We start from the raw sequence: 17,987 nt of genomic DNA on the forward strand, positions 1-17,987 counted from the left end.
CGACGTTGATTCCGTTGTGAACAAGTGAAGACCTCTTAGTGACGGCACCAACACAGCCAACAACTAAGAGGTCTTCCTGTCGACAGGGCCGCTTCGGCTGGCTGCTGCACGCCAGCCAGGCTTCAACGGCCGCGGCCACCGGCCTGAAACACGACGAAATCCGGAAGCTGACCAGGGGCATCGCAGCCCTGTAAGCGCTCCCGCGCCCCTGGTTCCGGTCCGGAAGACCCTGGCAGGCTGCCCCGATAAGTGCTGGGATAGTGCCGGAACAACTGACTACCTGGAGACGATGGCCATGGCAAGGTTGAGCGGACGCATTGCGGTGGTAACCGGTGCCGCCGGCGGCATTGGACGGGCGGTTGCTGCCGGGCTGGCCCGCGAAGGGGCCGCCGTCGTGGTGGTGGCCCGCAGCCAGGCCCGCGCGCAGGCCGCCATGGCGGATATCCGGACCCGCGTCCCGGCCGCGCAGCTGGAGCCCCTGGCCTGTGACCTGTCGCTGCAATCCTCCATCCGTTCGGCAATGGCGGAACTGGGTACCCGTCATGACCGGGTGGACGTGCTGGTGAACACCGCCGGTGTATTCCGCAAGGAGCGCCATGAAACCGCCGAAGGGCTGGAGCTCACCTTCGCCACGAACGTGATGTCCTATTTCCTGGTGACCGGGCTCCTGCTGGACGCCCTCAAAAAGGGCGCCACGGCCGCCATGCCGTCTCGCATCGTCAATATCGCCTCCAAATACGGCAATGTCCAGCTCCCGTTCGATGACCTGCAGACCGCCACGGGTAAATACAGTTTCCTCCGTTCCACACCACCAACCATGCTGGCCCGGGTCCTCCTGACACAGGAGTTTGCCGAACGGCTGCGCGGCACGGGCGTGGTGGCCAACGCCGTGCACCCGGGGCTGGTGCGGAGCACGGGGCTGCTGCAGGACGTGGGCGGTCCGTTCCGCTGGATCACCAACACACTGGGCAAGACGGCGGAACGGGCTGCGGACACGCCATTGTGGCTGGCGACCTCGCCCGAGGCTGCAGCCGTGACCGGCAAGTTGTGGGCGAAGCGGAAGCAACTTCCCACCCCGGGCATGGGCTCGGACCCGGAGGCCCGGCAGCGCCTGTGGGAGGCCTGCACCCGCCTGGCCGGCACGGATTTCGCGTGAGCACCTCTTGCACGGCAACGGACGGCCGGAGTACCGGGCAGGGAATTTGTTGACGCGCCCCTGCGTTGTCGATCTGTTCAGAACAATCTGGACAACTGCAGCTCGACAGGAGAAAACACCACATGTCAGTTGACTACGACGCTCCGCGGGTTACTCCCGAGGAAGAGCCGAACGTCGCTTTGGAGGAGCTGAAGTCCGATAAGTCCGGCCGCCGGGAGGCCGGTCCCGACATGGACGAGACGGACCTCGCGGACAGCTTCGAGCTGCCCGGCGCCGATCTTTCCAACGAGGAACTCCTCATCCAGGTGGTACCGGTGCAGGCGGATGAATTCACCTGCATGTCATGCTTCCTGGTCCACCACCGCAGCCAGCTGGCCCGGGAGAAGGACGGCAAGAAGTACTGCAAGGAATGTGAGGGGTAGCAGGGCAGGACGGCCGGACAGGTTTGGATTTCAACCATTGGAATCCAGGCTCGTGGACGGAGCGGGAGACAGCCATGATGTAGGTCACGCTCCGGCATTGGCCGGCCGACTGGAAAGAAGGAAACCATGTCCCTCAGCGTTGAGGAAATGAACAAGCAACTCCCGGTGGCCAACGCGCTGCCCGGTGAGGCAGTCCCGTATTACATGGCGTCCGGTGAAGGCGCGCGCTACGAAATCAACGGCCAGCTGGTGACGGTCATCGCCCGCGCCGCCGATACGGGAGGGATCTTCAGCGCAGCCTATATTTCCGGCGGCATGGGGGCCGAGTCCCCCTTCGTCAGCCACAGCATCGAGCACAAGACGCTGTACGTGTTCGACGGGATCCTGCACGTCTGGCTGCCTGGCGAGAGCAGGATCCTCACCCCGGGCGACTCGGTGGTCATCCCGCCCAACACCCCGCACGCCTACAGGATGGCCAGCCACTACACCCGGTTCCTGAACTGGATGACCCCCGGCGGCGGCGAGGCGTACTACGAGCGGGTTGGCACTCCCATCGATTCGCACGTCCCGCCGGTCCGGCCGGGGCACAAGGCCAGCCTGCAGCAGCAGGCCGAGGTGGGCGCCGAGTTCGGGATCACCTTCCCCGACGTTGAGCGCGTGGCGCCGTCGTTCAAGCACGACGCCGGCCTGCCGCCCACACAGAGCCCCTACTTCCTCAGTGCCGGCGAGGGTGAGCGGCTGGCCGGCTACCAGACGATGTTCACCTACCTGTCCCGGCCCGCCAATACCGGCTCCAACTACTTCGCCGTGCACACCAAGGGCGCCAAATCCCCCTACATTCCGCTGCATTTCCACTCGCAGCACACGGAGAACTTCCTCTGCACCGAAGGCCGGATGTGGCTTTACGCCAACGGCCGCGAGGTGCTCCTGACCAAGGGCGACTTCCTGCACGCCCCCGCCGGGACCGTCCACTCGTTCGCGCTCGATGCCCACAACACCCAGATGGTGGGCTTCCTGACGCCATCGGTCTTCAACGGGTTCTTTGAGTACTTCAACAAGCCCACCGAGGACTACATGTACACCGAGGGCGGCGAACCGTACATGGACATGGAAGGCTTCGGCCGCGCCCAGGCCGAGATGGACCTGACCGTCGTGGGACCTCCGCCGCAGCGCCGCGTTGCGCTGGACATCCTGTAATCACACCGGGACAAAACGGCCCGTCAACATATGTTGACGGGCCGTTTGTGTGTCAACTAAAGTTGACGGCATGGAGGTGGAGCGGATGAAGACGCTGGTGGCATCAATGGATGGAAAAGGGCCTGCGGAGGCCCTGTACGCAGTGGCCGAGCTGCAGAAGGAAGTGGGACGCACCGAGGCGTCCCTGGTCCGGCGGGCCCGGCAGGCCGGTTTGTCCTGGGAAGCGATTGCCCTGTGCCTGGGCGTCAGCAAGCAGGCAGTGCACCGCAAATACGGGAAACAGTAAGCTCAATACTCAATCCATTGCTCCGTAGGTGTCGTTTACGGCATGCAAAACGACACCTATGGAGCAATCGATTGGTGTTGCTTCACCAGTTCGCGGCCATAGTCGTTTCCGTTGGGGGTACGGACGACGGTGTGCATGTGGAACGGGGCCGGCTGGTCGTTGCTGAGGAACACGCCGGTGTGGTGGTCCAGTTCCAGCACCACCACGGGGCTCTGCAGCCGGAAGTAGAACGCTTCCTCCCCCTCCCAGCCGCCGATCCAGCTGAAGTACGTCTCGCCGTAGTGCTCGCGGATTTCGCGCCGGCGCGCTGCGCGCGGGCCGTCGGGAAGGTAGGCGATGAAGTCGTCCACCACGGCGTCGAGCAGTTCCAGGGCTTCGGCGGGCATGCTGGCCACCTGGATGCCCTCGTAGGGGATCACCCGGTTGTCCTGGAAGCAGCCGCCCAGGTGCCGTTCATCCCCCGGGTGGAGCCGGCCTTCCGGCATGGCGGGGTCCACCATTGCCCCGTACACAACAGCGCCGGACCGCAGCTCCGCGGGCAGGGTGCCCATCAGTTCCCGGGCCAGGGCGATGCGCTCCTTGAACACCTTGACGCCCCGGTGCGGGCCGGCGTCGATCACGTCCGGCTCGGCGCCCATGAATACCGGTGAGATCACCAGCTGTGTCCCCGCCACCAGGCAGTTCAGCGCCGCGTGGTGGCCAAAGAGCTGCCACCCCCACGGTTCGGTTTCCGAGGGCCGGCCATAGAGGGCGAAGTTATAGCTGAACTCGTTCATCAGCAGCGGCAGTTCCACCAGCTCACCCAGGAAACCGTTGATGCGCATCAGGTTGCGCACCAGCTCAAACCCTTCGGCGCTCAGGCTGGCCTCCACCACGCCCAGCACGGCGTCGCGCACCGCGGGCTCCAGTTCATCGAGCCGGAGACCCGTGTCGTGCTGCATGAACTCCGGGTTGGCCCAGCTCTGCCATTCGGGGGCGTCCACGGCGTAGCCCAGCTTCCGGGCCTGGTCCGCAGTGGCAGCATCCAGGAGCTTGCGGGCCGCAGCCACCATCTCCGCGGTGGGCGCCTCTTCGCCGGGCCGTGCCGGGCCAAGCGGGTACAAGCCTTCCCGCCGGTCGCCGTCGCTGGTAATCCCGGTGAAGGGCTGCGGGTAAAGCTGCTGCCACCCCTCGATCATGGGCCCGGCGAACGAATCGCTCTTCGCCGCTGCCGCGTACTCGCGGGCATCAAGGCCGCGGATCCCTGCCACGCGCGGGTGGTCTGGGGCGAACAGGTAGTCACGGAAGGACGGCGTCTGCACGGATGCTCCTGGTGGTCTCAAGTGAAGTGGGCGACCAACCGGCCGCCGCGGACAAGGCTGCGCCCGCGGCCGCGGCGGAATTCCCCCGCCACGCCACGTGCTGGTCCGGGCGGACCAGCAGGATGCCGGCGCCCCATACGGCGGAAAGCTGCGTGCCGTCGTCGGATGGTCCGACGACGGCGACGGTCACCGGGACGCCGGTCCGGGCGGCGGCCGCCAGCACCGGCCGGAAAACCTCCGCCGCCGGCACCCCTCCCAGCGCGGCGGCGTCGGCCAGCAGGGTGAACCCGGTTCCCAAATGGCTGTACAGGGAGGTGCCGTCCGCCAGCCAGGCATGCGGCAGCAGGGCGCCCGGGGTGGCGGAGGGAACGTAGTGGATGGGATCCTCCGCCGGTACGGGCAGGCCGTCCGGCACCACCAGCGACGACTCCGCGTACGAGTACCCCAGCACCAGGCCCAGGGAGTCGAACTCGCTCCGCTTCACGGCCAGCGCCGCGTTGGCAGCCTGCCGCGCGGCGTCGCCCCGGGGTCCGGCGGCCGCCAGGTGCGGATCCGCGAAGTGGTAGGCCAGTGCCTTGCCGTTTTCCGCGGCGTCGCGGATGGTGCGGGCTGCCACCGGCCGGCGTTCTTCCCCGTAGCTGGGCAGCAGTTCCGGCCCGGCCCATCCGTTGATGGTGGCGGCGAGCTTCCAGGCAAGGTTGGCGGCGTCGCCGATGCAGGTGTTGAAGCCGTGGCCGCCCCACGGCGGGTTCAGGTGTGCGGCGTCGCCCACCAGGAAGATGGTGCCGCGGCTGTACTCCGGGGCCAGCAGCATCCGGGCGGTCCACGGATCGGTGGCCACCACATCAATGTCCACCTCCGAGCCCACGAGTGAGCGGACCATCGCGGCGGCGTCTTCCGTGGTGACGTTGACGGCCGGATCCACGCCCTGGATGATCGCCCACCAGGTGCCGGCCAGGTCCATGGGCCCCACCATGCCGGAGGTTTCCGATCCCACCACCCAGTACTGGACGGCAGGATCCAGTGCGATGGCGGATGCCAGGGACTGCGAGCGGAACAGGATGCTGACGTTGGACAGCGCCGCGGAGCCACCCTCCAGCCGCAGCTCCAGGCTGCGGCGCACGGTGGAGGACCCGCCGTCGGCGCCGATGAGGAACCGCGCGGTGATGGTGCGGCGGGCACCGGAGGAATCCGTGACGACGACGGCGTGCGGCCCGGTGGCAGCGTCGCCGCCGGCAGGCCTGACGTCAGTGACGGCCCACCCGGTCACGAACGTAACCAGGGGGTTGTCCGCTGCGGCGGAGCGCAGGACGTCTTCGAGGACCGGTTGCGGCACCTGCTGGCCACACTCCGGCTGCGGGCCGTACCGGCCGGCGACCAGCTGGAAGGCGTTGCGGAACCGGCGCAGCTCGTGGGCGGAGGGGCCCGTGAGCCCGGTGCAGAAGATGACGTCCTGCCCGTACTCCAGCGGCAGCGGCGCCTCGTCCCTGAGCAGGTCCGCGAGCCCCAGCCGGCTCAGGTGGGTCATGGTGCGGGCGTTGGTGGTCTTGGCCCGCGGCCGGGTGTGGTCCACGGCGGTGCGGGGTTCGATGACGGTGCTGGCGATTCCCCGCGAGGCCAGGTCCAATGCCAGGAACAACCCGCTGGGTCCGCCGCCGGCGATAAGGACCTGGGCCTCCGCCGGAATGTCCGCAGCGCGCTTGAAGGCATTCATCAGGCACGGCTCCGAAGGGATCGGTCCCCAACCGGCGTGGTCAGGGTGCCGAGCTTCTCGATCTCCACTTCCACGGTGTCGCCGGGCTGCAGGAGCCACTGCGGGGTGCGGGCGTACCCCACGCCTTCGGGGGTTCCGGTGGCGATGACGTCGCCGGGGTGCAGCGTGAACGTCTGGCTGATGAGGGCAATGATGGCGGGGACGGAGAAGATCATGTCCCGGGTGTTGCCGTTCTGGGCTTCGATGCCGTTGACGCGGGTGCGGACCTGCAGGCCATCGCGGAGGTCGCCCACTTCGTCGCGGCTGACCAGGGGCCCCAGCGGGCCGCTGAAGTCGCCGTTCTTGCCAAGGGTCCACTGTGAGGTGAGCTTCTGGGCTCTGCGTGCGGTGATGTCGTTGAACGTGGAGTAGCCGAAGACTGCGTCCGCCGCCGCGGTTTCGTCCGCGGATTCGACGCGGCGGCCGATGTACGCGGCCACCTCGCCCTCCCAGTCCAGCCCGTCTTCCCCCGCCGGGACCGGGACTGGAACATTGCCCACGGACAAGGACGCCGTCCACCGGGCAAAAAGGGTGGGGTACGGCGGCAGTTCCTGGTCCTTGAAGCTGCCTTCGGCAACGTGCGCCTTGTAGTTCAGCCCGACGCAGATAACCCGGGCGGACGCAGGGACCAGCGGCACCTCGGTGACGCTGCCGCGCTCCAGCCAGGCGCCGGCGTCGGACGTGCCATTTTCCGCCGCGCCGGCAACCAGGCCCGCGGCCTTGTCCTGCCAGCCCTCGGCGTCGGCCCAGAATCCGGTGACGGGTATGAGCGGGAAGATGCGGGTACCGGCGAGGGCTGCTGCCCAGGGTTCGCCGTGGTGGGTGATGCCGATGAACTGCATGGGGGCCTTTCAGGTCCGGTTCCCGGGCGCGTTCGCTCCGGGCATGATGTTGGAATTCAGTGCTGGTCCGCGTGTCGGCGGAAGAAGTCGATGGTGGCGGCGGTTGCCTGTTCTGCGGCCGTGCTGCCGCCATCCGGGAGCTGCCACATGTGGTCGGCGTCCTCCAGCAGGAGGAGTTCGACGGCGTTGCCCGCGGCTTCCAGCGCGGCGGCGAAGCCGGTGGACTGGGCCACGGGGACGAAGCGGTCGGCCGTTCCGTGGATCAGCAGGAAGGGCGGAGCGTCCGGGTGAACGTAGGTGAGGGGGCTGGCAGCCTTGGCCTTGTCGCGGGGCGCCGGCCGGCTGGGCGCCGAGCAGGAGTGCTTCGCGGGAGCCGGGATCGTCTGCGCGGGCCACGGCGTCCGGCCTGGCCTGTCCGCCCATGCGCACCAGGTCTGTGGGCGGGTACCAGGCAACGACGCCGGCCACGCGGTCATCGCCGCCGGATGCCGGGTTGGCGTCCGGCGGCGTGGGCTCCGCGGCGTCCGTATCTTTCGGTTCCGCTACCCGGGCGGCAAGCCCGACGAGGCTGGCCAGATGGCCGCCGGCAGAGTCACCCCAGGCGTAGATCCGGTCCGGGTCCACCCCGCAGTCAGCCGCGTGGGCCCGGAGCCAGCGGACGGCCGCTTTGGCGTCCAGCAGCTGCGCCGGGAAGGTGGCTGTGTCCGTCAGGCGGTAATCGGCCGAGGCCACCACAAAGCCGGCCCCGGCCAGCTCTTCGATGGGACTGAGGCCCAACCCGTCCACGCCCGGCCCGAGGGAGGAGCGTTCCCCCGTCCGCCACCCGCCGCCGTGGAAATGGACCACGGCGGGAAGGCCGGACCGGCGGCCGCCTTTCCCTGCATCCCCGGTAACCACGGGCCCCGCGTCCGCCGTCTCTGGAAGGTAGAGGTCAAGCAGCAGCGGGCCCTCGTTCTGTGGCCGGGCGAACTCGACCCCCCGGAGGATCCGCAGTGCCGTCATCGTTGACTCCATATGTGCCGCGCCGTTTCTGTCCTGTGGAGCTGGGTGCGGGCCAATTCTGGGGTCCGCGTTCATGGACTCAACTCTGGGGCATCGGCGGCACTGCGCGCGCCGCCGGTTTCACTGAATGAAACTGGATCAGGGCAGTGCGGGGTCGTACGGGTGTGCGGATGATGCAGCGCGGAAGATCAGCTGACCAGGATCTGCGTGGCGGACTCCTTCAGCTTGCCGTTGGCCCACTTCATCTGGCGGATCGTCTGTGGATGGCAGCGCTCAGCCAAGGCCAGCAGGTCCTTGTCCTTCATGCCCTGCGCGGCCTGGGCCAGCAGCTCCCAGTCGGCCGAGACACCACAGGCCTTCAGGTACAGCTCGCGCAGGTCACGCAGCAGCAGCATCCCGGTTTCGGGGCGCCGGCCCACCATCTCGCTGCCCTTCTCCCGAATGGTCTCCATCAGCCCCGCTTCGCCGCGCGGCTCCGGGTCCAGGTCCTGGCCGTAGTTCCCGGCGATCGCCGCGATGTCCCGCACATGCTGCTGGGACCACCGCGCCAGGTCCCGTGCCAGGTGGTAGATCTCGTGGTCCACTTTGTGACGCTCCGAAACGACCAGCAGGTGATGAGCCAGGTCGTTTTCGGAGCGGTGCATCTCTTCGAGGACAAGTCCGAATTTCATCGCGCCCCTCCTGGAGTGCCGGTGGATTCATCTGCCAACGCGGTGGCAATTCCCTTGGTCCTGGCCGCCTCGGGAAAGTCTCCCACCGGTGCCGATGCCGTGGTGGTGGGTGCCGGGGACGGTCCGTCGCCGGCGGAGATCCGGGTGATGCGGGCAGCTGCCGTCTTGAAGATCGGTTGCTTGGAGGCCGCATCCCAATCGGTGATGGTCAGTTCGTTTGCAGCCCGGCCGGCACCGTCCGGCTGGTGCCCGCCGTCAGTGTCCCAGTAGCCGTAGTGGAAGGGCAGGAACAGGACCCCGCTGCGGATCCCCCCGATCCGCACCTGTGCCCGGACGGAACCGCGGGGTGTCTCCACTTCCGCCAGGTCGCCCTCGGCAATTCCATAAGCGCCGGCGTCGTCCGCTGACAACTCAACCCACACGTCAGGTGCGGCCGCCTGCAGCTCCGGGGCCCGGCCTGTCTTGGTGCGGGTGTGGAACTGGTAGAGCGTGCGGCCGGTGATGAGCTGCAGCGGGAACTCCCGGCTGGGCAGCTCATGCGGCGGCATGTACTCGGCTGCCTTGATGATGGCCTTGCCCTCCGGGTTCAGCGCCTTGTACTCCGTGGGCTCAACGGGCGCGCCGGTGAGAAGGTCACGCCCATAGGTCTCGCAGTACTCGGGGTGCGCCCAGAACTTGCCGTCGGCGTAGATCCGCTCGGTGCCATCCGGGTTCTCGTCGTTGCACGGCCACTGGATCCCGGAGCCGCCGCGCAGCTTGCTGTAGGTGATGCCGGTGTAGTCGCAGGGCCGGCCGCGGGTGCATTCCTTCCAGGCTTCGAAGGCGGACTCGGGGTCGTGCCATTTGATCAGCGGCTGCCCGTCCTTGTCCTGCAGGCCCATCCGGTGGGCGTAGTCGATGAAGATCTCCAGATCCGGTTTGGCCTCACCGGGCGGCTCCACGGCTTTTTCCGAGAGGTGCACCGTGCGGTCCGCGTTGGTGAAGGTTCCCGTCTTTTCGCCCCAAGTTGCGGCGGGGAGGACGACGTCGGCCAGCTGGGCAGTCTCGGACAGGAAGATGTCCTGGACCACCAGGAACAGCCGGTCCTGCTGGAGGATGCTGCGGATGCGCGCCAGCTCCGGCAGCGAAACGGCAGGATTGGTGCCGCTGACCCACAGCATCCGGATGGAGCCGTCCTCCACATACCGCATCATCTGCATGACATGGGTGGGAGGCGAGTAATGCGGAATCGACATGGGGTCGACGTTCCAGACCCTTGCCAGGTCCTGGATGTGCGCGTCGTTGGACCAGTTGCGGAAGGCGGCAAGGTCGCCGTCGGCCCCGCATTCGCGCGTGTTCTCCGCCGTGGGCTGTCCGTTCATCTGCAGGATGCCGCAGCCGGGCTTGCCCAGCATGCCGCGGATGATGTTGACGTTGTTGACCTGCACGGCGGCGGCGGTGGCCTGGTTGGACTGGTAGAAACCCTGGAGCACCGTGGACAGCAGCCGCTCGGCGTGGCCGATGATGCCGGCGGCCTCCCGGATCTTCTCCGCCGGGACACCACAGATCTCCGCCACCAGGGCGGGCGGATAGTTCTTGACCTCCTTTTCCAGCTCAGAGAACCCCACCGTGTGCGCCTGGATGTATTCCTGGTCCACCCAACCGTTGCTGATGATTTCGTGCAGGATGCCGTTCATCAGGGCCACGTTGGTGCCGGGCCGCGGGGCCAGGTGCACTGTCGCCACCCTTGCCACCGGTGTGAGGCGCGGGTCCACGCAAATGATTTTGGGCGGGTTGGGGCCGGCGAGCCGGTCCAGCATCCTGGTCCATAAAACGGTCTGGGTCTCTGCCACGTTGTGTCCGTACAGGGCGATGACATCGGCGTGGTCCACATCAGTGTAGGAGCCGGGCTGGCCGTCGCAGCCGAACGATTCCTTCAGCGCCTCCCCCGCCGTCGCCGTGCACAGCCGGGTGTTGCCGTCCACGTGGTTGGTGCCGATGCCGCCGTGGGCGAGGGTGCCGAAAGTGTAATACTCCTCGGCGAAGAGCTGGCCGGTGGTGTAGAAGCCGATTGCGCTGGGGCCCTGTTCGGCCAGCAGCGCCTTTGATCGGTCCACCACACGCTGCATGGCCGTGTCCCAGTCCGTTTCCACCAGCTTGCCGCCCTCGCGGATCAGGGGTCTGGTGAGCCGGTCCGGTGAGGCATTCGCCTGCCAGCCGTACAGGTCTTTCGGACCCAGCCTTCCGTGGTTGACGCGGTCCACGGCACGCCCGCGCACGCCGACGATCCTGTTGTCCTTGACGGCGATGTCCATGGCGTCGCCGTTTGAGTGCAGGAGCGACGCCGTCTGGACCCACCTGTCCACGCCCTCCGGGACGACCCCCTCGGCCAGGTGGGTGTCCACGCGGACCGGCCAGTCGCCGCCGCTGCCGTATGGTGTCCGCGTTCCCCAAGGTTCAGCTATTCGGTCGACTCGAGCCATCTCTCCCTCTCCCGTTCGGAATTGGCAGGGGCCGCGCGGGCGGCGCTGCCCCCTACCGCTTCCGTACCCGGAATGGATGGCGGGAAACGGGCCCCTTAGGGCTGCTTGTCCGTCAGCGGGCGCCGGGCGAGCCAGGCGGCGACGATGGCGCCGGAGATGTTGTGCCACAGGGAGAACACGGCGGATGGAAGCGCGGCCAGCGGGGTGAAGTGAGCGATGGCCAGCGTCGATGCGAGGCCGGAGTTCTGCATCCCCACTTCGAAGGCCAAGGCACGGCGCGCCTTGTCATCCAGGCGGCCCAGTCTGCCGGCCAGGTAGCCCAGGCCCAGGCCGAAGCCGTTGTGCAGCACCACGGCGAGGAACACGATGGCCCCCGCATCGATGATCTTGCTGGCGCTGCCGGCCACCACAATGGCCACAATCAAGGAGATCACGACGGCGGAGGCCCACGGCAGTGCGGGCAGCACCTTCGCCACGGCCTTCTTGAGGAACAGCCGGGCCAGGAGACCCGCCACCACCGGCAGCAGCACGGTCTTGACGATGTCCAACACCATGCCGGCGGCGTCGATCTGGAGGTACGAACCGGCCAGGAACAGCACCAGCAGCGGGGTGACGATCGGTGCGATCAGGGTGGAAACGGATGCTACCGCCACAGAGAGGGCCACATCGCCCTTGGCCAGGAACGCCATCACGTTCGAGGCGGTCCCGGAGGGTGCGCAGCCCACCAGGATGACGCCGACGGCCAGTTCGGGGCTGAGGTTGAGGGCGCCGGCGATGAGCCAACCGGCGCCGGGCATGATGACGTAGTGCGCAACGATACCCAGCGCCACCGCCCATGGACGTTTGGCCACCGCCGCGAAATCCGGCGGGGTCAGGGTCAGGCCCATGCAGAACATGATGATGCCCAGCAGGTAAGGCACACTCTGTCCCATGGGCTTGAAGACTCCGGGGAGCAGGAAGCCGGCGATGCCTGCGACGACCACCAGGATGGGGAACACCGTCACCGCAATGCGGGCGATCCTGCTTTCCGCTTCCAGTGCCGGGTTGACGGGTGTCCCGTCCGGGGAATTGTGGGGTTTAGTTGCCTCAAGCATCCAATCATCGTGGCACTGTCCTATAGGATTCCGCCAATTGATGACCGGAACGGGTAACAGGAAGAGCCCGGGTGCCGTCGGCCCTGCCCCCAGGGAGCAAAAAGGACAGGGGTCGACGGCGGCCCTTCCCGCCGTCGACCCCTGTCCTTCCGTTGTCCTTAAGCCGTGCCCTACGCCGCCCCGGCAGTCACCGCGGCGGCGAAGTCACTGACATCAACGGCAGCGCCGCTGTTGTCAAAGTCCAGGTGGCGCGCGTCCCTCCACCGGCAGGAATCACCCTGTGCGCCCGCCCAGAACGTTTCCCAGTTGGCCAGCTTCCACTCATCGCGAGGGTACCCGCGGGCGATGAGGCGCCGGCGCAAGGCCTCCCCTGCCAGCCGCACGTGGACCACGATGAGTTCGGCGTCGGGCCACTGGTGCCCGGCCCGGACCTTGGCCAGGTAGTCATCGTCCGGAAAGAACCGGCCGAAGGGAGCATCCAGCACTACCGAGTTGCCCGCCCGCAGGTTGTCACGGGTCAGGTCCAGGATGGACGCATACTCCAGCGGCATGATGACGTTTTGGTAGAACTCGTTGTTGTCCCGCTCGTTCGGGTCCGAGCCATTGAGCTTCAGCAACAGCTCGGTGAACCGGATGGTGGCGGTGTCCTTGTCGATGTGCGCGGCGCCGAACCGCTCCGCGAGATGGCGGCTGACACTGGATTTCCCGGAGCCAGCGGGCCCGATCACAAAGAACACTTTGGGGATGGTACTGGTCACTGCTTGTTCTTCCTTGGACTGTGGCTTGGTGGAGGCCCGGAACGTGGGCGTTACGCCGCGGCCGGCTTGCGGCGGTCCTTGACGAAGAAGCCGTATGACGCGGCGCCCACAATCAGCAGCACACCGCCAATCAGGAACACCAGGGTGTAGTTGCCGCCGGTGGCATCAAGGATAAGGCCTGTAACGATGGGCGCCACCGCGGCTCCGAGGAAGCCGCCGAAGTTCTGGATGGCGCCCAGGGATGCCACCTGGTTGGGCTCGGCGATATCCGAGGCAAGAGTCCAGAGTACGCCGATGGGAACCTGGGCCGCGAAGTAGCCAACGGACAGCAGGACGATGGCCAGGGCCGTGTTCTCGACGTAGGCCACGGGCAATACTGCGGCTGCGGCCAGGAGCGCTCCGCCAACGATCGGGATCTTGCGGGCACGGATCACGGGGACGCCGCGGGCAATCGCTTTGCCGGAGAAGATGCCGCCGGCAAGCACGCCTGCGATGCCGCACAGGAACGGCAGTCCGGCCAGCCAGCCAATTTGGCTGAGGCTGAAACCACGGGCGGTCTGCAGGTAGCTGGGCAGCCACGTGAGGTACACCCAGACCGTGTAGAAGATGCCGAAGGCGCCCAGGACCATGAACCAGGTGTTCTTCTTCTTGAGCAGTTCACCCCAGCCGGCCGGCTTCTCCTTGGGCTTCACCTGCTCCTCGAACTCCTCGCCCTTGATGATGAATTGTTCCTTCATGGTGGGATCGCGGTAGATCCGCAGCCAGACCAGGGCAACGATGACGCCGAGGGCGCCGATGACCAGGAACATGCCCCGCCAGCTCATGGTGAGCATGAGGAAGGTCAGCAGCGGCGGCGCGATGGCGTTGGCAATCTGTGAACCGGTGTTAACGATCGAGACGGGCAGTGCACGCTCGTTTTTGTTGAACCACTTGTCAGCCACCTTGAGCCCGGAGGTGAAGAACGGCGACTCTGCGACGCCCAGGGCGACGCGGGCCGCATAAAGGAATCCAAAGGAGTTCGCCATGGAGGAAAGCATGGAGACGATGGACCACAGCCCTGCTGCCCAAGCGAACATTTTCTTCGGACCAAACTTGTCCACCAGGTAGCCGGCCGGCAGGTTGGCAATGGCGTAGGGCCACGAGAAGGCGGACAGCAGCAGCCCCATCTGGAGGGCGTTGAGGCCGAACTCCTTGGCAATGGTGGTGTTGGCGATGCTTAGGTTATTCCGGTCCAGGTAGTTGACGATGCCGCCGATGACGAGCAGCGCAATCAGGTACCACCTGATCCGCACGTTTCGCCCGGGCTTTTCCGTGGACGCGTGGATTTCTGCTGAAGCTTGGCTCATGCAGCTCACTCCTTTGTGTTCTGTTCTGTCGGCAACGGGCTGCCGGTATCGGGGGGCCGCCCTTAGCGGCGGGCTTTTTCGATTGCTGCGAGGAAGGTGCGGGCGGCCGCCGCGACTTTGCCGTAGTCGCCGTCCTGCTGGGCTGCCTTGGTGACGAAGCTGCCAACGCCGACGGCGGTGACTCCGGCGGCAAACCAGTCGCCAACGTTGGCGGGGCTGACCCCGCCGGACGGCATGATTGGCGCCTGGGGCAGGGGCGCCAGAATGGTCTTGACGTAGGACGGGCCACCGAGTTCGGCCGGGAACAGCTTCACAATGTCCGCCCCCGCCTCAAGCGTGTTGAGTACTTCGGTGGGCGTGAAGGCCCCGCTGGCGGTCACCGCCTGGTAGCGGTTGGCCGTGGCAATCATGGCGGGATTCAGTTGGGGACTGACCAACAGCCGTGCCCCGGCCGACACCGAAGCGTAGGCGGCCTCGGCGTCGAGCACCGTTCCGGCACCCACCACGATTCCCTGGTCGCCGTACTTGTCAGCCAGGCGTTCGATAACACCGAGTGCACCCGGCACAGTGAGCGGCACTTCCACGGCACGGATGCCGCCATCGATGGCAGCCTCGGCGACACGGTAGGCCTCGTCGGCTGTGTCGAGCCGCGCGATGAGGAGCGCTCCGGTGCGGACGATGGTCTCAAGGGTCTCAAATTTGTTTAACATCGATTAAGAGATTAGCCCAAAGATTCACAAATGGGAACACTCTGTTAAAACTTGTTAAGATGAAGCTGCCACGGCCAAAGGAGAACCACGTGAGTCCAACAGCTCGTCCCCTGATCCCGGAGCAGCGCCACCAGGAGATCCTGCGCTTGCTGCGAAGGGAGGGAATCTTGAGTATCCGCGGCCTCACGGAATACATGAACGTCTCCCATATGACGGTCCGTCGGGACATCACGGCCCTGGAGGACCAAGGCCAGGTGGTGTCGGTGCAAGGAGGCGTGCGGCTGGCCGAGTGGACCAGCCAGGAACCGCCCCGCGAGCGTGAATTCCGCGCGCAGCTGGAACTCCCCCGCAAACAGGTCATCGCTGAACTCGCCGCCGGGATGGTGGAAGACGGCATGGTGGTGTTCCTCGATGCCGGTACCACGTGCCAGTCGGTGGTTCCGTACCTCGCCGGGCGCCAGAATGTCACTGTTGTAACCAACGACTTCTATGTGGTCACCAGCCTCTTTGCCTATCCCCACATCGAAACCATCCATACGGGCGGCGCCGTGGATCCCTCCAGCGCCTCCAGCTGTGGACGGATCGCAGCCGACGCAGTCAAGGCCGTCAACATCGATCTGTGCTTCCTCAGCACGGGTACGTGGAACATGGCCAGGGGCATCACCACCCCGTCCATGGACAAGGTGGAGGTAAAGCTGGCCGCCCTCGAAGCCTCATCGTCATGCTTCCTCTTGGCCGACAGCACCAAGTTCGGCACCGTTTCCCGCTTCAATGTGGCCCCGCTTGAGAAACTGGACGGCATTGTGACGGACGACCAATTGCCCCGGGAGATGCAGGAAAACATCCGCGACCTCGGAGTTACTGTCCGGACAGCCTCGCTCGGAAAGCCCGCACAGGCCTGACCGCCCAAGCCGGGCACCGGGCCGAAGCCGCTCGGGTGCCCCTCTGCGGTGTGAGACCCTTGGTGGAATCAATGAAATTACGAATCATTGATAAAGTCAACGATTGTTTTTTACCAGTACCGGAGTTGTGATGGCCACCTTGGGCACAGACGTTCAGACCCCGCGCCTCGCGGCCGCCAGGATCGGCACTGATGCGGGCTTGCTGCTGGCCAAACTGCACGCCGCCGGCTCGGTGCTGAACAACAAGGCCCTGGCTGACTTTGGCCTGCGGGAGCGCTCCTTCTCGGTCCTGACGCTGGCGTGCAGCGGACTGGAGCCCACGCAGCGGGAACTGGCGGACTTCCTGAGCCTGGACCCCAGCCAGGTGGTCACGCTGGTGGACGACCTGGAGCGCCGGGGCCTGGTGGAGAGGGCCCAGGGCAGGCAGGACCGGCGGGCCAAGATCATCGTCTCAACGGCCGGGGGTCGCAGGATGCACACCAAGGCCCGCGCGGCGCTGGACCAGGCGGAGCTGAACCAGCTGGCCGCACTGTCCGGGGAGGAGTCGCAGGAACTGAAGCGGCTTTTGCGCAAGGCGCTGTGGGGCGCTGCGGAGTAGGCGGCCGCCGGCCGAGCGACACCGTCACAGGCTGCTCTCCGGTGTCCTATACATAACGAAGCGTGCAGCGAGTCGAACGCGAGGTTATGCGACATAGTTACGAGAACTATTTGGCTGCACGAGTACGGGCAGCTCCGACAATTTGTCCGTGGACCACTGAGACGTCACTTATCACAAGGGTTACGAGACGGTTCGGCGTGTAGCGGTTAAGGCACCTTCACCGTACATTTCATCGTGCGGGGTAAACGTGCGTATAGAGGCTAGCAACGGCGCCAACGGACGAATCCATGCCTGGCTGCGCGCTCGACGACCGTCTTATGGAACGGCGCAACAAGGGAAGCCACTTGATTCGGGATAGCATCCGACCATGGATCCGTCGGACTCGCTACGAGCGATCGAGGTTGCCCTGCGTCTCGCCATCAGGCACGTGATCGGCGGAGATTGGGTTGCCGCCCGCGGCGCTCCCGACGTAGGTCGTCTTGAGGAGAAGCGCCAGGAGGAGCGAAAGCGACGTGACGGTGCAGCGACTTCCGGCGACCTGCTCGAATACGTTGAGACGCATCACCTGACGACCATGATCAAACAAAATTGGGAAGCGTTTAAGCTGGTCTTTGATGACCGCCAGCGCACTTTGGTCTATTTCAAAGTCGTGGAGGACGTGCGCAACTCCATTGCGCACAGCAGGGAACTCATGGAGTTTGAACGGGATCTCGTTTCCGGCATTGCCGGTCAGATTAGGAATCAAGTTTCGAGGTACAGAGCATTGGTTGACGAATCGTCGAATTACTACCCAAGTATCGAGAAAGTCACGGATTGTTTCGGGACGCGGGGTGAGAATGCGCACTACGCAATCCCGACGACACGGGTCGATGTGGGCGACCTACTGACGTTTGAAGCGTCAGCTATTAGCGCTGACGGAAGGCCCGTCATTTGGTATCTCCAAAAGACAAAGCAGTCTCAGTATGTCTCCAGGGACCGGAGTGAAGTCGCTCGAGGAGATTCCGTGAACTTCTCGTACCGGACGACGGAGGAAGATGTCAGTGAAAACTTCTACATTGGGGTAGTCATAGCGACTGACTCAAAATTTCACCGGTATCAAGGTCACGATGACCTGAAGTTCTACAGGTATCAGGTGAGTCCGCCCCGATTTGTCAGTTAGTTGCGGTCACGATCAGGAACCCGTTGTTGGCGACAGCACCGTCGAGGAAGGCGGCTTTAGCCTGCACACGGGTTCCCGACGTGTAAACCCCGAGTCCGTCGCGTGCTTAGACTCCTCTGCGGCTCCATCGGGTTAACGCGAGAGAGCCCGGGGCGTGACGTGTCTGCACCAAGTGAAGTTGGGTGCCGGATGGGGATCCTTCACCGGACGCTGCTATCGGTGCCCTACTAAAGCTGACTATGTCAACCTTTTTTGGCCCCGCTAGGACGGTTACTCCTGGCCCCACTGTCCGGTCTCACCATAGTTGTCAGTGTTCTCATCTAATCGG

At 65.7% G+C, this 17,987-nt stretch carries 17 protein-coding genes and 1 pseudogene; 7 read left to right on the top strand and 11 right to left on the bottom strand.

Translation table 11 applies throughout. The annotated features are described in order from the left end of the window. Window positions 1–38: 38 nt before the first annotated feature. The 5 genes from QF050_RS01870 (at window position 39) to QF050_RS01890 (ending at window position 3,061) form a co-directional block, all read left to right on the top strand. On the top strand, window positions 39–194 hold the full coding sequence (locus QF050_RS01870) for a hypothetical protein (RefSeq protein WP_308928898.1): 156 nt from the start codon (window positions 39–41) through the stop codon (window positions 192–194). 101 nt (window positions 195–295) lie between these two features. Continuing rightward, a complete protein-coding gene (locus tag QF050_RS01875) occupies window positions 296–1,156 on the top strand; it encodes an SDR family NAD(P)-dependent oxidoreductase (protein ID WP_308928899.1) in 861 nt (286 codons plus the stop codon). A gap of 122 nt (window positions 1,157–1,278) precedes the next feature. Then, complete coding sequence (locus QF050_RS01880) at window positions 1,279–1,578, top strand: DUF4193 domain-containing protein (RefSeq protein WP_308928900.1); 300 nt, start codon at window positions 1,279–1,281, stop codon at window positions 1,576–1,578. Window positions 1,579–1,704: 126 nt separating this feature from the next. After that, window positions 1,705–2,775: a quercetin 2,3-dioxygenase gene (locus tag QF050_RS01885; RefSeq protein ID WP_308928901.1), complete on the top strand. Its 1,071-nt coding sequence runs from the start codon at window positions 1,705–1,707 to the stop codon at window positions 2,773–2,775. A gap of 70 nt (window positions 2,776–2,845) precedes the next feature. Continuing rightward, window positions 2,846–3,061, top strand: coding sequence for an AsnC family protein (locus tag QF050_RS01890; RefSeq protein ID WP_308932072.1), 216 nt, complete (start codon window positions 2,846–2,848; stop codon window positions 3,059–3,061). A 56-nt stretch (window positions 3,062–3,117) separates the two neighbouring features. Here QF050_RS01890 and QF050_RS01895 read toward each other — a convergent pair whose 3' ends face one another. From QF050_RS01895 to QF050_RS01945, 10 genes and pseudogenes are all read right to left on the bottom strand, one after another. Continuing rightward, window positions 3,118–4,362 carry a DUF3500 domain-containing protein gene (locus tag QF050_RS01895; RefSeq protein WP_308928902.1) on the bottom strand — a complete coding sequence of 415 codons (1,245 nt, stop codon included), beginning with the start codon at window positions 4,360–4,362 and terminating at the stop codon, window positions 3,118–3,120. Beyond that, window positions 4,340–6,076 (bottom strand): FAD-dependent monooxygenase, encoded by a 1,737-nt coding sequence (locus QF050_RS01900; RefSeq protein ID WP_308928903.1) that lies wholly within the window; start codon window positions 6,074–6,076, stop codon window positions 4,340–4,342. The genes QF050_RS01895 and QF050_RS01900 overlap by 23 nt, the downstream gene beginning before the upstream one ends. Continuing rightward, complete coding sequence (locus tag QF050_RS01905) at window positions 6,076–6,957, bottom strand: fumarylacetoacetate hydrolase family protein (protein WP_308928904.1); 882 nt, start codon at window positions 6,955–6,957, stop codon at window positions 6,076–6,078. The genes QF050_RS01900 and QF050_RS01905 overlap by 1 nt, the downstream gene beginning before the upstream one ends. A gap of 56 nt (window positions 6,958–7,013) precedes the next feature. Continuing rightward, window positions 7,014–7,959 (bottom strand): annotated as a pseudogene (locus QF050_RS20295) (alpha/beta hydrolase fold domain-containing protein). A 188-nt stretch (window positions 7,960–8,147) separates the two neighbouring features. Then, window positions 8,148–8,630, bottom strand: coding sequence for a hypothetical protein (locus tag QF050_RS01920; protein ID WP_308928906.1), 483 nt, complete (start codon window positions 8,628–8,630; stop codon window positions 8,148–8,150). Then, window positions 8,627–11,092, bottom strand: a complete 2,466-nt coding sequence (locus tag QF050_RS01925; RefSeq protein ID WP_308928907.1) for a nitrate reductase — start codon at window positions 11,090–11,092, stop codon at window positions 8,627–8,629. Before QF050_RS01925 ends, QF050_RS01920 begins: the two co-directional genes overlap by 4 nt. Window positions 11,093–11,187: 95 nt before the next feature. Then, window positions 11,188–12,186, bottom strand: coding sequence for a bile acid:sodium symporter family protein (locus QF050_RS01930; RefSeq protein WP_308928908.1), 999 nt, complete (start codon window positions 12,184–12,186; stop codon window positions 11,188–11,190). Window positions 12,187–12,356: 170 nt separating this feature from the next. Continuing rightward, a complete protein-coding gene (locus QF050_RS01935) occupies window positions 12,357–12,944 on the bottom strand; it encodes an AAA family ATPase (RefSeq protein ID WP_308928909.1) in 588 nt (195 codons plus the stop codon). A gap of 50 nt (window positions 12,945–12,994) precedes the next feature. Continuing rightward, a complete protein-coding gene (locus tag QF050_RS01940; protein ID WP_308928910.1) occupies window positions 12,995–14,290 on the bottom strand; it encodes an MFS transporter in 1,296 nt (431 codons plus the stop codon). A gap of 62 nt (window positions 14,291–14,352) precedes the next feature. After that, window positions 14,353–15,000: a hypothetical protein gene (locus tag QF050_RS01945; protein ID WP_308928911.1), complete on the bottom strand. Its 648-nt coding sequence runs from the start codon at window positions 14,998–15,000 to the stop codon at window positions 14,353–14,355. 89 nt (window positions 15,001–15,089) lie between these two features. Here QF050_RS01945 and QF050_RS01950 point away from each other — a divergent pair, with 89 nt between their 5' ends. Together QF050_RS01950 and QF050_RS01955 are read left to right on the top strand one after the other, a co-directional pair. Continuing rightward, a complete protein-coding gene (locus tag QF050_RS01950; RefSeq protein ID WP_308928912.1) occupies window positions 15,090–15,902 on the top strand; it encodes a DeoR/GlpR family DNA-binding transcription regulator in 813 nt (270 codons plus the stop codon). A gap of 130 nt (window positions 15,903–16,032) precedes the next feature. After that, window positions 16,033–16,500 (top strand): MarR family winged helix-turn-helix transcriptional regulator, encoded by a 468-nt coding sequence (locus tag QF050_RS01955; protein ID WP_308932073.1) that lies wholly within the window; start codon window positions 16,033–16,035, stop codon window positions 16,498–16,500. Between the two features lie 385 nt (window positions 16,501–16,885). Here QF050_RS01955 and QF050_RS01960 read toward each other — a convergent pair whose 3' ends face one another. Further along, window positions 16,886–17,344 carry a hypothetical protein gene (locus tag QF050_RS01960; RefSeq protein WP_308928913.1) on the bottom strand — a complete coding sequence of 153 codons (459 nt, stop codon included), beginning with the start codon at window positions 17,342–17,344 and terminating at the stop codon, window positions 16,886–16,888. Between the last annotated feature and the right edge of the window lie 643 nt (window positions 17,345–17,987).

Origin of the sequence: Arthrobacter sp. SLBN-112 (genome assembly GCF_030944625.1) — a bacterium.
In the GTDB taxonomy this organism is placed as follows: Bacteria; Actinomycetota; Actinomycetes; order Actinomycetales; family Micrococcaceae; genus Arthrobacter.